The organism is Gilliamella sp. Pas-s95 (assembly GCF_009795795.1).
GTDB lineage: Bacteria > Pseudomonadota > Gammaproteobacteria > Enterobacterales > Orbaceae > Gilliamella > Gilliamella bombicola.
Genome location: NZ_WTFC01000023.1, coordinates 1 through 15,306 on the forward strand (window position 1 = coordinate 1; position 15,306 = coordinate 15,306).

Here is a 15,306-nt window from a genome sequence, read left to right on the forward strand (position 1 = left end):
TCTCCAAACTGTGGTGGTGCGAAGGTGCTAGTATAAATCACCTTTCTACTTTCTTCACTCCACCGTGTTTAAAATTGCACTTCATGTTTGAATCCAGGATTTTAAAATAAAATCAACTATTTATATAATAAATCCGACATTTACTGCTAGATTTTAGGCACCTTTGTTATTGTCATATCGGCGTCCAAATCAATTTATTATTGCTCACAAAACTTCGTTGGACTGACTGAATAAATGATAAATAGCTAAATTAGCTTTTTTGCATTTATGTCAAACTTGATATCTGAATTTATTATAATATAACGTCAAAACACTCTAATTGTGCCGACTCAAAATAAATATCACTGTTATTTGGTCGGTTATTCGTATTACGGTGGGTATGCTTAAAGTGTTCAGAATTAACCCAAGCTTCAAAATCAGCTTTAGATTGCCACTCAGTAAATGAAGAAAATAGTGTATAATTTTCTTCTGTTTTTCCTTGCAAAAAGTAAAAACGGTTAAACCCTTTCATTTCTTTCAGATGGCTATCACGATTTCGCCATATTTCAATAAATGTATCTTCGCTACCCCGTTTAATTTTAAAACGGTTCATTACAATGTACATACCAATCTCCTTTTATAGTTTTATAACATGACATAAAAAAAATAGCACGCCATGCGTGCTATTTGTAAATTAAACCGAATGAGACTATTGATTCTCTTCAGCAGAGTTTAACAATTCAGCTAAATTAGCGGTTGCTTCTTCCGCTGAAATTGTTGTTTGAATCTCATCAGTTGATGGCATTGCGCGTTTACGTAAACGTTCTTTATGGTAAGCATACCCCGTACCTGCTGGAATTAATCGACCAACAATTACGTTTTCTTTTAAGCCACGTAATTCGTCATTTTTACCCGCCACTGCAGCTTCGGTTAACACACGAGTCGTTTCTTGGAACGAAGCGGCAGAAATAAATGATTCAGTTGTTAGTGATGCTTTAGTAATACCAAGTAAATCGTGTAAGTAAACAATTGGTTCTTTATTTTGCGCTTCAAGTTCACGGTTGATAATCTTCAAGCGTGAAACTTCAAGTTGTTCACCTTCAAGTAGACGAGAGCCACCTGGATGAATAACCGTTGCTTTACGTAACATTTGGCGTACGATAACTTCAATGTGTTTATCATTAATTTTTACACCTTGTAGACGATAAACTTCTTGAACTTCGTTAACAATATAACGTGTTACCGCATTAACGCCACGTAGACGTAAAATATCATGCGCAGATTCAGGACCATCAGAAATTACATCACCACGGCCAACTTGTTCGCCTTCAAATACGTTAAGTTGACGCCATTTTGGAATCATCTCTTCATATGGTTCACTACCATCTAATGGCGTGATAATTAAGCGACGTTTACCTTTTGTTTCTTTACCGAATGAAATGATACCATCAATTTCAGCCAAGATAGCTGGTTCTTTTGGTTTACGTGCTTCAAATAAGTCAGCAACACGCGGTAAACCACCGGTGATATCTTTAGTACCTACAGATGCTTGTGGAATACGAGCAAGTGTATCACCAATATTTATTTCAGCACCATCTTCTAACTGTACTAATGCCTTACCAGGTAAAAAGTATTGCGCAAGCATTTCTGTACCAGCAAGATAGATATCATCACCTTTAGCATCAACAATTTTGATGGCTGGACGTAAATCTTTACCAACACCAGTACGTTCTGCTACATCTAGTATCGCAATAGATGATAAACCTGTTAATTCATCGGTTTGACGCGTAATTGTTTGACCATCAACCATATCCACAAAACGGACAAAACCTCTAGTTTCAGAGATAACTGGCATAGTATGTGGATCCCAGTTAGCCACTGTTTCACCCGCATCAACCGCAAAACCATTACCTTTACTTAAAATCGAACCATAAGGCACTTTATAGGTTTCTTTCATTCGACCTAAGTCATCAATAATGGTTAATTCAGCATTACGCGAAGTAATTACTAGTTTCTTATCTGGGTTAGTTACAAATTTAGCATTAGTTAATTTAATACTACCTTTGTTTTTAACTTGAACACTTGATTCAGCAGCCGCTCGCGATGCCGCACCACCAATATGGAACGTACGCATGGTTAACTGTGTACCTGGCTCACCGATTGATTGCGCCGCAATAACACCGATTGCTTCACCTTTATTGACCAAGTGACCACGTGCTAAGTCACGACCATAACATTTTGCACACACACCAAAATCAGTATCACACGAAACCACTGAACGCACTTTAACGCTATCAACAGATTCCGCTTCAAGTAAGTCACATTTACTTTCATCAAGTAATGTGTTACGTGGGATTAAGATATCCGCACTACCTGGTTTTAATACATCTTCAGCCGTAACTCGACCTAATACTCGTTCACGAAGTGGTTCTTTAACATCACCGCCTTCAATAACAGGTGTCATTACCACGCCTTCTAAGGTGCCACAGTCATCTTCAATGACCACTAAATCTTGTGCCACATCAACTAAACGTCGAGTTAAGTAACCTGAGTTCGCTGTTTTTAATGCGGTATCAGCAAGACCTTTACGCGCACCATGCGTAGAGATAAAGTACTGAAGTACGTTTAAGCCTTCACGGAAGTTTGCAGTGATAGGCGTTTCAATAATCGAACCATCTGGTTTTGCCATCAAACCACGCATACCAGCAAGCTGACGAATCTGTGCTGCAGAACCACGCGCACCTGAATCGGCCATCATGTAAATACTATTGAAAGAAGATTGAACTTCTTCCTCACCGTCACGGTTAGTTACTTTTTCAGTTGATAAGTTATCCATCATCGCTTTAGCAACCCGTTCATTAGCGGCAGCCCAAATATCGATAACTTTGTTATAACGTTCACCTGCAGTTACTAAACCAGATTGGAATTGCTCTTGAATTTCAGCAACTTCGATTTCAGCTTCGTTGATGATTTGTGATTTCTTCGCTGGAATTTCCATATCATCAATACCAACTGATACACCTGAACGCGCCGCATAAGCAAATCCAGTGTACATTATTTGGTCAGCTAAAATAACTGTATCTTTCATGCCTAACTGGCGATAACAGATATTTAAAATTTTAGAGATCGCTTTTTTACCCAAAGGTTGATTGATAACAGAGAAGCTCATCCCTTTTGGCATAATTAACCATAAAATTGCACGACCAACTGTTGTATCAACCACCGAGGTGGTATCTTCCCACTCACCTACACTATTACGTTGGCTTTCAGTAATACGGACTTTAACCTTAGCATGTAATTCAACTAGACCTAAACGATACAGCTTTTCAGCTTCTTTAGGACCGGTTAATATCATGCCTTCACCTTTGGCATTGACTTTATCACGAGTCATATAGTAAAGACCTAAAACCACGTCCTGTGAAGGAACGATGATAGGCTCACCACTTGCCGGTGAAAGAATATTGTTAGTTGACATCATTAACGCACGTGCTTCTAATTGTGCTTCTAACGTTAATGGAACGTGAACCGCCATTTGGTCACCATCGAAGTCAGCATTAAATGCCGCACAAACTAATGGATGTAATTGAATTGCTTTACCTTCAATTAGAATCGGCTCAAATGCTTGAATACCTAATCTATGTAATGTTGGCGCACGGTTTAGTAATACTGGATGTTCACGAATAACTTCATCTAAGATATCCCATACAATTGCATCTTCACGCTCAACCATTTTCTTCGCTGCTTTAATGGTTGTTGCATAACCGCGACGCTCTAATTTACCGTAAATAAATGGTTTGAATAATTCAAGGGCCATCTTCTTCGGTAAACCACACTGATGCAAATGTAAGTATGGACCTACAGTAATTACAGAACGACCAGAATAGTCAACACGTTTACCTAATAAGTTTTGACGGAAACGACCTTGCTTACCTTTAATCATATCAGCAAGTGACTTCAATGGACGTTTGTTTGAACCTGTAATTGCACGACCACGACGACCATTATCTAATAATGCATCGACCGATTCTTGTAACATACGTTTTTCATTACGTACAATGATATCCGGCGCAGCCAAGTCTAATAAACGTTTTAAACGGTTATTACGGTTAATAACTCGACGATAAAGATCATTGAGATCTGATGTTGCAAAACGTCCGCCATCAAGTGGAACTAATGGGCGTAAATCTGGTGGCAACACAGGTAATACGTTTAAAATCATCCATTCAGGTTTGTTTTCTGATTGAATAAATGCTTCAATAATCTTAATACGTTTGGTCAGTTTTTTACGCTTAGTTTCAGAATTAGTAGTTGATAGTTCATCACGTAGTGCTTCACATTCCGCTTGCACATCAATATTACGTAATAACTCTTGGATAGCTTCTGCCCCCATGCGAGCATCAAATTCGTCACCAAACTCTTCTAACGCATCTAAATATTGTTCTTCAGTTAAAATCTGACCACGCTCAAGATTGGTCATACCACCATCAAGAACCATAAATGATTCAAAATAAAGCACTCGCTCAATATCACGAAGTGGCATATCAAGTAATAAACCGATACGAGATGGTAATGATTTTAAAAACCAGATATGGGCAGTTGGTGATGCAAGTTCAATGTGCCCCATACGTTCACGACGTACTTTAGCTTGAGTTACTTCAACTCCACATTTTTCACAAATCACACCACGGTGTTTTAAACGTTTATATTTTCCACATAAACATTCATAATCTTTTACTGGCCCAAAAATACGCGCACAAAACAATCCGTCACGCTCAGGTTTGAACGTACGATAATTGATTGTTTCAGGTTTTTTAACTTCACCAAAAGACCATGAACGAATCATATCAGGAGAAGCAAGCCCTATCTTGATAGCATCAAAATCTTCTGTTTTTGTTTGTGCTTTTAGAAACTTTAGTAAGTCTTTCACAATTGACTCCTATGGAGTTAAACCAATTAGATAACTTATTATTGCTAATAAGTTATCCCTATAAATAGAAATCATTTAAGTTAGCAAAAATTACTCTTCATCTAACTCGATATTAATGCCTAGCGAACGGATCTCTTTTAATAGTACATTAAATGATTCTGGGATCGCAGGCTCCATACGATGATCACCATCTACAATATTTTTATACATCTTAGTACGGCCGTTTACATCATCTGATTTAACGGTTAACATTTCTTGTAAAGTATAAGCTGCACCATATGCTTCAAGTGCCCATACTTCCATCTCACCAAAACGTTGACCACCAAATTGAGCTTTACCACCCAATGGTTGTTGAGTAACCAGACTGTATGAACCAGTAGAGCGGGCATGCATTTTGTCATCAACTAAGTGATTCAATTTAAGCATGTACATATAACCTACAGTAACTGGACGTTCAAATTGTTCACCTGTACGACCGTCATACAACGTAATTTGGCCTGAAGTCGGCAAATCACCCAGCTCTAATAAGGCTTTAATTTCTTGCTCTTTGGCACCATCAAACACAGGTGTTGCTAGTGGCATACCATTACGCAAGTTTTGTGCTAAATTCATGACTTCTTGATCAGTAAATTCTGCTACATTAACTTTTTGTGCAGCCCCTAAGCCAAGATCATACGCTTTTTGAATAAACTCACGTAATTTAGCTAACTCTTGCTGTTCTTTTAACATCGCATCAATTTTCTGCCCAATACCTTTAGCAGCCATACCCAAGTGAGTTTCTAGGATCTGTCCAATATTCATACGAGATGGAACACCTAGTGGATTTAATACGATATCAACAGGACGACCTTTATCATCATATGGCATATCTTCAATTGGGTTAATTTTAGAGATAACCCCTTTGTTACCATGACGACCAGCCATCTTATCACCAGGCTGAATTTGACGTTTAACCGCTAAGTAAACTTTCACTATTTTGAGCACACCTGGTTGTAAATCATCACCTTGTGTGATCTTCATGCGTTTAGCTTCAAGTTTTTTATTAAATTCAGCTTTGATCTCTTCGTGCTGTTCAGCAAGTTGTTCTAATTGAGCTTGTTTATCTTCATTTGCAATACCGATTGTTAACCATTTTTCACGTGGTAAAGCATCTAATTTATCAGCGCTGATTCCACCTGAAATTAGTACATCACGAATACGAGCAAATAATGCAGCCTCTAAAATTTTAAGTTCTTCAGTTAAATCTTTTCTTGCCTGTTTAAGTTGCATCTCTTCGATTTCAAGCGCACGTTTATCTTTTTGTACGCCATCACGAGTAAACACTTGAACATCAATAACTGTACCTGAAACACCATTAGGCACGCGCAATGAAGTATCTTTAACATCAGAGGCTTTTTCACCAAAAATTGCACGCAGTAATTTTTCTTCTGGCGTTAATTGTGTTTCACCTTTAGGTGTCACTTTACCGACCAAAATATCGCCACCTTGAACTTCAGCACCGATATAAACGATACCTGATTCATCAAGTTTAGATAGTGCAGCTTCACCCACATTTGGAATATCAGCGGTAATCTCTTCTGCGCCTAACTTTGTATCACGAGAAATACAAGATAATTCTTGAATATGAATTGATGTAAAACGGTCATCTTGTACCACTTTTTCAGAAACTAAAATAGAATCCTCAAAGTTATAACCATTCCATGGCATGAAAGCCACTCGCATGTTTTGACCTAATGCTAACTCACCTAAGTCTGTTGATGGACCATCGGCAAGCACATCGCCACGTTCAACTTTTTCGCCTAATTCTACACATGGAATTTGATTGATACATGTGTTTTGGTTAGAACGGGTATATTTAGTTAAGTTATAAATATCAATACCTGTTTCACCGGCATATATTTCATCAGCGTTAACATTAACCACTATACGTGATGCATCAACATATTGAACTGTACCACCACGGCGAGCAACGGCTGTTACACCTGAGTCAACGGCAACAGCACGTTCCATCCCAGTTCCAACAAACGGTTTTTCCGCTTTCAACGTTGGTACTGCCTGACGTTGCATGTTCGCACCCATTAAAGCACGGTTCGCATCATCATGTTCAAGGAATGGAATTAATGATGCACCAACTGATACGATTTGTTGGGTTGATACGTCCATATAATGAATTTGTTCTGGGCTATATAAGCCTGACTCACCGTTTAAGCGACAAGTCACTAATTCTTCTTTAAAACGACCATCTTCATCAAGATTTGAGTTTGCCTGAGCAATCACAAATTCACTTTCATCAATTGCTGATAAATAATTAATTTCGTCAGTTACAATACCATCAATTACTCGACGATATGGTGTTTCCAAAAATCCATACTCATTGGTACGAGCATAAACCGCTAATGAGTTAATTAAACCGATGTTTGGACCTTCAGGCGTTTCAATTGGACATACACGACCGTAATGCGTTGGATGTACGTCACGTACTTCAAACCCTGCTCGTTCACGCGTTAAACCACCTGGACCTAATGCTGAAATACGACGTTTATGCGTAATTTCAGATAATGGATTGTTTTGATCCATAAATTGAGATAGCTGGCTTGAGCCAAAAAATTCACGAATCGCTGCTGAAATTGGTTTAGCATTAATCATATCTTGTGGCATTAGTGAATCAAGATCACCTAAAGATAAGCGCTCTTTCACTGCTCGCTCAACACGAACTAAACCAATACGGAATTGGTTTTCTGCCATTTCGCCAACACTACGAATACGGCGATTACCTAAATGGTCGATATCATCGACTTCACCGTGACCGTTACGAATAGCGATTAATTTCTTCATTACCTCAACGATATCATCTTTCGTTAAAACGCTTTCGCCTTCAATATCATCACGCCCTAACGAACGGTTGAACTTCATTCGACCAACAGCAGATAAATCATAACGTTCGTCAGAGAAGAATAAATTATCAAATAATCCTTCAGCAGCTTCTTTCGTTGGTGGCTCGCCCGGACGCATCATACGATAAATTTCAACTAACGCACCTAATCGGTCACGAGTTGAATCAACATTTAATGTTTCAGAAATAAATGCACCATGATCTAAGTCATTAGTGAATAAGGTTTCTATTTTTTTATATCCAGCATTGGTTAATTGAAGTAATAGCTCTAATGAGATCGGTGTATTGGCAAAAGCAATTACTTCACCAGTGTCTTCATTAACATAATTTTTAGCAAGAACTTTATTAACAATATATTCAACTGGAACATCAATTTTACTAACTTTATCTTTTTCTAATTCACGAATGTGACGAGCAGTAATACGACGGCCTTTTTCAGCATAAATTTTACCTTTTGATTCAATATCAAATAGTGCTGTATCGCCACGTAAACGCTCTGGAACAAGATCCATTTTTAACTTAGACTTGCCAACTTCAAAAATAGTTTTCTCAAAGAAGATATCTAAAATTTCTTCTGTTTCATAACCTAACGCACGTAAAATAATTGTTGCTGGAAGTTTACGACGACGGTCAATACGAGCAAAAAGATTATCTTTTGGATCAAATTCAAAATCAAGCCAAGAACCACGATAAGGAATAATCCGAGCATTATATAAAACTTTACCAGAAGAGTGTGTTTTACCTTTATCGCTATCAAAGAACACACCAGGACTACGATGTAATTGTGAAACAATAACACGCTCTGTACCATTGATCACAAATGTACCATTGTCCGTCATTAAAGGAATCTCGCCCATATAGACATCTTGCTCTTTAATATCTTTAACTGTTCCTTCTGGCGCATCTTTATCATAAATAACTAAACGTAATTTTACGCGCAACGGTGCTGAGTAAGTGATCCCTCTAATTTGACATTCTTTAACATCAAACACAGGTTCGCCCATCTTAAAGCTCACATATTGTAACTCAGCGTTACCACTATAACTTTTTATCGGAAATATTGAACGGAATGCAGCTTCTAAGCCATATTGTCCTTCTGGATCTTGCTCAATAAATTTCTGGAACGAATCAAGTTGAATAGAAAGAAGATACGGTATATCCAAGACTTGTGGACGCTTACCAAAATTCTTACGAATTCGTTTTTTCTCGGTATAAGAGTAAACCATTAGTTCCTCAACTTGCTTATCTGCTATTTTAGCATGATTAAATATTCATCAGGAATACTACCACTAAATTGATAACACCTGACACCTCATCGAAAATATCTATAAATATCAATTGATTAGGCTTAATAAATATACTATTTCTTTATTACTTTTATTGATAATCTTCAAATAAAAATCTTTAACTTGTTATAGCGCAAAAAGGCTGGAGGTATAAAACCCCCAGCCATTTGCCTCGTTGTCGATAAACTTATTTAAGTTCAACAACTGCACCTGATTCTTCAAGCGCTTTTTTAAGTTCTTCAGCATCAGCTTTACTAACGCCTTCTTTAACTGTAGCTGGAGCTGATTCAACAAGATCTTTAGCTTCTTTTAAGCCTAAACCTGTTGCACCACGAACTGCTTTGATAACAGCTACTTTGTTAGCACCAACATCTTTTAAGATTACATCAAATTCAGATTTTTCTTCTGCTGCTTCAGCAGGACCTGCTGCTGCAACTGCAACTGCTGCCGCTGCAGAAACGCCGAATTTTTCTTCCATCATTGATACAAGTTCAACAACGTCCATAACAGACATTTCAGCAACTGCATCTAAAATTTGTTCTTTAGTGATAGACATAATATAGTTTCCCAAATTTACATTTTTTTAATTGATAAAATTCACAATCAAACTGCCAATTAAGCAGCTTCTTTTTGATCGCGAACCGCTGCAAGAGTACGAACCAATTTGCCAGCTGCGGCTTCTTTCATGGTTGACATCAAGCGAGCTAATGCTTCTTCATAAGTAGGTAATGTTGCTAAGCGATCAATGTTCGCTGCAGTAATTAACTCACCTTCAAAGGCTGCGGCTTTAATCTCAAATTTGTCATTTTCTTTCGCAAACGCCTTAAAAAGACGCGCTGCAGCACCTGGGTGCTCATTTGAAAATGCAATTAGAGTAGGACCAACAAACGTATCTTTTAAACACTCGTATTGAGTACCCTCAACAACACGGCGCAATAGCGTATTACGAACAACACGCATATAAACACCCGCTTCACGAGCAGATTTACGTAATGCAGTCATTTTTTCTACAGTTACGCCACGAGAATCAGCAACAACTGCAGATAGCGCACCTTTGGCGATTTCATTAACTTCAGCAACAATTTCTTGTTTATTTTGAAGATTTAGTGCCATTGGTATTGCTCCTGGATTACACTAGGCAAAAGCCTAGACTAATTTTAACTAGCTACAGATGTAGCTAGCACAATCACGATGAGCAGAATCCTTCTATTATATCTTATCAGGTTCTGTCACCGTCTACGTAGGAAAATTAAGTAGTCAAATTTCAACTACACCTACGGTCTTGGACGGGGTCTGGTTAAGGCCAGACACCAACCGATTTTTTTGTTTAACTATAAAATAATTAAACAGTTGCATTTAATGTTGCTTGATCAATTGCAACACCAGCGCCCATTGTAGTTGAAAGACTAACTTTCTTAACAAAGACACCTTTAGAAGATGCCGGTTTTGCACGTTTTAGCGCAACAAGTAATGCTTCTAAATTTTCTTTAAGCTTATCTGCATCAAAATCAGCCTTACCGATAGTAGTATGGATAATACCATTTTTATCATTACGGTAACGAACTTGACCAGCTTTGGCATTTTTTACAGCTTCAGCAACGTTAGGGGTTACAGTTCCAACTTTAGGGTTTGGCATTAAACCACGTGGTCCTAAAATTTGACCTAATTGACCAACAACACGCATAGCGTCAGGTGATGCAATAACAACATCAAAATCCATTTCGCCTTTTTTGATTTGATCAGCAAGATCGTCCATACCCACTAATTCAGCACCAGCTTCTTTAGCAGCTTCTGCATTCGCTCCTTGAGTAAATACAGCAACACGTACGCTACGTCCAGTACCGTGTGGAAGCACGATTGCGCCACGAACATTTTGGTCTGATTTACGTGAATCAATACCTAAATTAACGGCAACATCAACACTTTCGGTAAATTTAGCGGTTGCAAGTTCTTTTAATAAAGCAATAGCTTCATTAATTTCATATTGCTTAGTCGCATTTACTTTTTCGCGGATAAGTTTAGCTTTCTTAGATAATTTAGCCATGAATTAACCCTCCACTTCCAAGCCCATTGAACGCGCTGTTCCTTCAATAGAACGCATCATCGTTTCAATGGTAGCACCATTCATATCTGCAGCTTTTAATTCAGCGATTTCGCGAATTTGTGCACTCGTTACTTTACCAACTTTTTTCTTGTTAGGTTCGCCTGAACCAGACTTGATTTTAGCTGCTTTCTTTAATAAAACTGCTGCTGGAGGAGTTTTAGTTACGAATGTAAATGAACGGTCAGAATATACTGTAATTACAACAGGAATCGGTAAGCCTTTTTCCATGCTTTCTGTTTTCGCATTAAACGCTTTACAGAATTCCATGATATTAACACCATGTTGACCAAGTGCTGGACCAACAGGTGGACTAGGATTTGCTGCACCAGCTGCCACTTGCAACTTGATGTAGGCTTGTACTTTTTTTGCCATTTTTAGTTTCCTTTGCTCGGGTGCAAACGCCTCTATTAATAATAACTATTAATAAATAGACAGCTCCCCTAAGTTAAATGAGGGCAAAATTATCCTATAACTAAAATAAAAATGCAAGACTTAATTTAATATAGGATAAATCAAAAGCAGGGCAATAGCCCTGTTTTAGTCTCAAAAAACACAAAAATTAAAGAACATTTATTGCGTTAAGTTCTTTAAATGCTAGCTCTAAACGTGCAATTAAAGAATCTTGTCCTTTACGTAACCATACGCGCGGATCATAGTATTTTTTGTTGGGTGCATCAATACCTTCTGGGTTACCTAATTGCCCCTGTAAGTAAGCTTCATTTGCTTTGTAATAATCTAAAATGCCAGACCAGTTTGCCCATTGTGTATCTGTATCAATATTCATTTTGATAACACCATAGCTTACTGCTTCAGCAATTTCTTCAGGTGTAGAACCTGAACCACCATGGAAAACAAAATTCAATGATTTTGCAGGTAAACTAAACTTCTCAGATACATATTTTTGTGAATTATCTAAAATTTTAGGCGTTAATTTAACATTACCTGGCTTATAAACACCATGAACATTACCAAATGATGCTGCAATAGTAAAACGAGGACTAATAGCACTTAAACGCTCATAAGCGTATGCCACATCTTCTGGTTGAGTATAAAGTGCCGAGCTATCCATATGGCTGTTATCAACACCATCTTCCTCACCACCAGTACACCCCAACTCTAATTCCAATGTCATTTTCATTGCAGACATACGAGCAAGATACTGACAACAAATATCAATATTATCCTTTAATGTTTCTTCTGATAAATCAATCATATGAGAAGAAAACAAAGGTTTACCTGTTTTAGCAAAATGAGTTTCACCAGCTTCAAGTAAACCATCAATCCACGGGAGTAATTTTTTAGCACAGTGATCGGTATGAACAATAACTGGAACACCGTATTTTTCAGCCATAAGATGAACATGTTTTGCACCAGAAATTGCTCCTAGAATAGCACATTCTTGACCATCTAATTTTAAACCCTTACCGGCAATAAATTGAGCTCCGCCGTTAGAGAATTGGACAATAACAGGAGAACCTACTTTTGCCGCTGTTTCAATAACAGCATTGATTGTATTAGTATCTACACAATTAACTGCGGGTAATGCAAAATTATTTTCGCGAGCGATTTGAAATACTTTTTGAACATCATCACCAGTTACTACACCAGGTTTAACGACATCAGAAATCTTTGTAGTCATTTTGTTACCTATAAATTTATCTATATAAAAATAAAGGATGAGTCTTTTCCCCATCCTTCCTATTGAACCAATATTACGCTTTTGCTCTAGCCTCTAACATGGCTACAGCAGGCAGTTTTTTACCTTCAACAAATTCAAGAAAAGCACCACCACCGGTTGAAATATAAGAAATTTTATCTTCAATACCAAATAAATCAATTGCTGCTAAGGTATCACCACCACCCGCGATTGAAAATCCTTGGCTATCAGCAATTGCTTTAGCGACAATTTCAGTTCCTCGACGGAAATTAGGAAACTCAAAAACACCTACAGGACCATTCCACAAAATGGTTTTAGCATTTTTAATGATATCTGCTAATACTTCTGCTGATTTATCTCCTAAATCAAGAATTTGTTCATTTTCTTTAACATCTTGAACTGACTTTTCAGTTGCAGTAGCTGTTTCGCTAAATTCAGTTGCAACACGCACATCAGTTGGGACCGGGATTTCACAGTTCGCCATTAATTTTTTAGCTTCAGGAATAAGATCTGCTTCGTAAAGCGATTTACCTACATTATAACCTTCAGCAGCAATAAAGGTATTAGCAATACCACCACCGACAATAATTTGATCAGCAATTTTCGATAAAGAATCAAGTACGGTTAATTTTGTTGATACTTTAGAGCCAGCAACAATAGCCACCATTGGCCTTGCTGGATTATCTAGCGCTTTACCTAAAGCATCAAGTTCAGCTGCTAATAATGGACCTGCACAAGCAACTGGCGCAAATTTACCTGCACCGTGAGTTGAAGCTTGAGCACGGTGAGCCGTACCAAACGCATCCATCACATAAATATCACAAAGCGCGGCATATTTTTTAGATAAAGCTTCATCATCTTTACCTTCACCAACATTAAAACGGACGTTCTCAAGAACAACCAATTCGCCTTCTTTTACATCCACGCCATTAAGGTAATCTTTCACTAAACGGACAGGGAATGACACATGTTCTTTTAAATAATCAACAACAGGTTGTAGTGAAAACTCTGGATTATATTCACCTTCGGTTGGACGACCAATATGAGAGGTAACCATTACTTTAGCACCTTTTTTAATGGCTTCCTCAATAGTAGGTAATGATGCTTTAATACGTGCATCCGAAGTAACCTTACCGTTTTTTACCGGTACATTAAGATCTGAGCGAATAAACAAACGTTTTCCTTTTAGATCAAGATCTTGCATTCTAATAATAGACATGATACTTCCTCTTGTAAAATATAAATAAAATAAAACTTTTACTATTCTAACATAAAATTTCTTTTTAGGTTATAGACATTATTGGTCGAATAGTAAACATTTATTGTAAACTAAAAATAACCAATTATATTTTTTTATACAACAGCATTGACAATAGAAAGAAAATCAGGCATATTCTGCGACCTTATTAATATCTAATTTTTATCTAAACTTGGGAGTTGACTTTGGCTAATATCAAATCAGCTAAAAAACGTGCGGTTCAATCCGAAAAACGCCGTAAACATAATGCTAGCAACCGTTCAATGATGCGTACTTATATTAAAAAAGTTTACGCAGCAGTTGCAGCTGGTGATAAACAAACAGCTGAAGTAGCATTCAAAGACATGCAAACAGTTGTTGACCGTCAGGCGGCTCGTGGCTTAATCCACAAAAATAAAGCTGCACGCCATAAAGCAAATTTAATTAAGCAAATTAAAGCATTGGGTTAATAGCTTTATTTGTGAATTGTTAACTATCATAGTTAAAGAAAAATAACAAAAAGTGGTGTAAACCACTTTTTTTATTTGTATACTAATTATTTATGTAATGTTAATAAAATAGAAGAGAGTCTATTGTGGTTCAGCGTGATTATGTTAGAAAAAAGAGCCAGTCAAAAAAAAATAAGTCACGAAATAAGCCTAATTTAATGATATTTTTGGCTATTATTGTCATTATTCTATTTTCTGCTATTCTCTATTTTGTTACGAATAATACACCTAAAAAAACTGTTGAAGCACCAAAAGCAAAAACTCAACCTCCAACGATAACTCTACCTGAGCAACCTCAAGAGCGTTGGACATATCTTAAAGAGTTAGAAACCCCTAATGCAAACTACTCTTCAACATCAAATTCAGTTGCGAGTGAAAGGCAACAAATCTTAGATAGTTTTATTAATAATACTCAGGCTACTGCATCTTCCTCGAAAGAAAACTCAGTAACACAAAATCAAACAACAAATATAACATCATCGCCAGTACAAACTGTTAACAATAAATGGCTACTACAATGCGGTGCATTTAAAGATAAATCTAATGCTGATACACTAAGGGCTAAGCTTGCAATGACTGGTATTAGTGCCAATATTTCTCCGGGCCAGTTATATCGAGTCACGGTAGGACCATATACCAACAAAAAAGAGGCAGATAAGGCATTAAACTCATTAAATAGTAATGGGATTAATAGTTGTGTCATTTCTAACTAGA

At 37.3% G+C, this 15,306-nt stretch carries 11 protein-coding genes; 2 read left to right on the forward strand and 9 right to left on the reverse strand.

Annotation, left to right across the window (positions count from 1 at the left end; genetic code table 11):
• Positions 1–292: 292 nt before the first annotated feature.
• From GQ598_RS07265 to pgk, 9 genes are all read right to left on the reverse strand, one after another.
• Positions 293–604 (reverse strand): antibiotic biosynthesis monooxygenase, encoded by a 312-nt coding sequence (locus GQ598_RS07265; protein WP_085247022.1) that lies wholly within the window; start codon positions 602–604, stop codon positions 293–295.
• Between the two features lie 84 nt (positions 605–688).
• Positions 689–4,906: a DNA-directed RNA polymerase subunit beta' gene (rpoC, locus tag GQ598_RS07270; protein WP_160403292.1), complete on the reverse strand. Its 4,218-nt coding sequence runs from the start codon at positions 4,904–4,906 to the stop codon at positions 689–691.
• 90 nt (positions 4,907–4,996) lie between these two features.
• A complete protein-coding gene (gene rpoB / locus GQ598_RS07275; protein ID WP_160403294.1) occupies positions 4,997–9,025 on the reverse strand; it encodes a DNA-directed RNA polymerase subunit beta in 4,029 nt (1,342 codons plus the stop codon).
• A 247-nt stretch (positions 9,026–9,272) separates the two neighbouring features.
• Positions 9,273–9,641 (reverse strand): 50S ribosomal protein L7/L12, encoded by a 369-nt coding sequence (rplL, locus tag GQ598_RS07280; protein WP_065635704.1) that lies wholly within the window; start codon positions 9,639–9,641, stop codon positions 9,273–9,275.
• 59 nt (positions 9,642–9,700) lie between these two features.
• On the reverse strand, positions 9,701–10,198 hold the full coding sequence (rplJ, locus tag GQ598_RS07285; protein ID WP_065635705.1) for a 50S ribosomal protein L10: 498 nt from the start codon (positions 10,196–10,198) through the stop codon (positions 9,701–9,703).
• Between the two features lie 229 nt (positions 10,199–10,427).
• The gene (gene rplA, locus GQ598_RS07290; RefSeq protein WP_091350034.1) at positions 10,428–11,129 is read right to left on the reverse strand and encodes a 50S ribosomal protein L1; all 702 of its coding nucleotides are present in this window, start codon (positions 11,127–11,129) and stop codon (positions 10,428–10,430) included.
• A gap of 3 nt (positions 11,130–11,132) precedes the next feature.
• A complete protein-coding gene (gene rplK / locus GQ598_RS07295) occupies positions 11,133–11,561 on the reverse strand; it encodes a 50S ribosomal protein L11 (RefSeq protein WP_034884321.1) in 429 nt (142 codons plus the stop codon).
• Positions 11,562–11,748: 187 nt separating this feature from the next.
• Positions 11,749–12,828 (reverse strand): class II fructose-bisphosphate aldolase, encoded by a 1,080-nt coding sequence (gene fbaA / locus GQ598_RS07300; RefSeq protein WP_091350037.1) that lies wholly within the window; start codon positions 12,826–12,828, stop codon positions 11,749–11,751.
• 73 nt (positions 12,829–12,901) lie between these two features.
• Positions 12,902–14,065, reverse strand: a complete 1,164-nt coding sequence (pgk, locus tag GQ598_RS07305; RefSeq protein ID WP_160403296.1) for a phosphoglycerate kinase — start codon at positions 14,063–14,065, stop codon at positions 12,902–12,904.
• A gap of 224 nt (positions 14,066–14,289) precedes the next feature.
• On the opposite strand from pgk, the gene rpsT reads away from it, so the two are divergent.
• The gene (gene rpsT / locus GQ598_RS07310) at positions 14,290–14,553 is read left to right on the forward strand and encodes a 30S ribosomal protein S20 (protein ID WP_160403299.1); all 264 of its coding nucleotides are present in this window, start codon (positions 14,290–14,292) and stop codon (positions 14,551–14,553) included.
• Positions 14,554–14,750: 197 nt separating this feature from the next.
• Positions 14,751–15,305 carry an SPOR domain-containing protein gene (locus GQ598_RS07315; RefSeq protein ID WP_160403301.1) on the forward strand — a complete coding sequence of 185 codons (555 nt, stop codon included), beginning with the start codon at positions 14,751–14,753 and terminating at the stop codon, positions 15,303–15,305.
• Position 15,306: the final 1 nt, after the last annotated feature.

What these genes read in the sequence shown, in the direction of transcription:
- GQ598_RS07265 (WP_085247022.1), bottom strand. Translation starts at nt 604, where the DNA reads ATGTACATTGTAATGAACCGTTTTAAAATTAAACGGGGTAGCGAAGAT.
- rpoB (WP_160403294.1), bottom strand. Translation starts at nt 9,025, where the DNA reads ATGGTTTACTCTTATACCGAGAAAAAACGAATTCGTAAGAATTTTGGT.
- rplL (WP_065635704.1), bottom strand. Translation starts at nt 9,641, where the DNA reads ATGTCTATCACTAAAGAACAAATTTTAGATGCAGTTGCTGAAATGTCT.
- rplJ (WP_065635705.1), bottom strand. Translation starts at nt 10,198, where the DNA reads ATGGCACTAAATCTTCAAAATAAACAAGAAATTGTTGCTGAAGTTAAT.
- rplA (WP_091350034.1), bottom strand. Translation starts at nt 11,129, where the DNA reads ATGGCTAAATTATCTAAGAAAGCTAAACTTATCCGCGAAAAAGTAAAT.
- rplK (WP_034884321.1), bottom strand. Translation starts at nt 11,561, where the DNA reads ATGGCAAAAAAAGTACAAGCCTACATCAAGTTGCAAGTGGCAGCTGGT.
- fbaA (WP_091350037.1), bottom strand. Translation starts at nt 12,828, where the DNA reads ATGACTACAAAGATTTCTGATGTCGTTAAACCTGGTGTAGTAACTGGT.
- pgk (WP_160403296.1), bottom strand. Translation starts at nt 14,065, where the DNA reads ATGTCTATTATTAGAATGCAAGATCTTGATCTAAAAGGAAAACGTTTG.
- GQ598_RS07315 (WP_160403301.1), top strand. Translation starts at nt 14,751, where the DNA reads ATGATATTTTTGGCTATTATTGTCATTATTCTATTTTCTGCTATTCTC.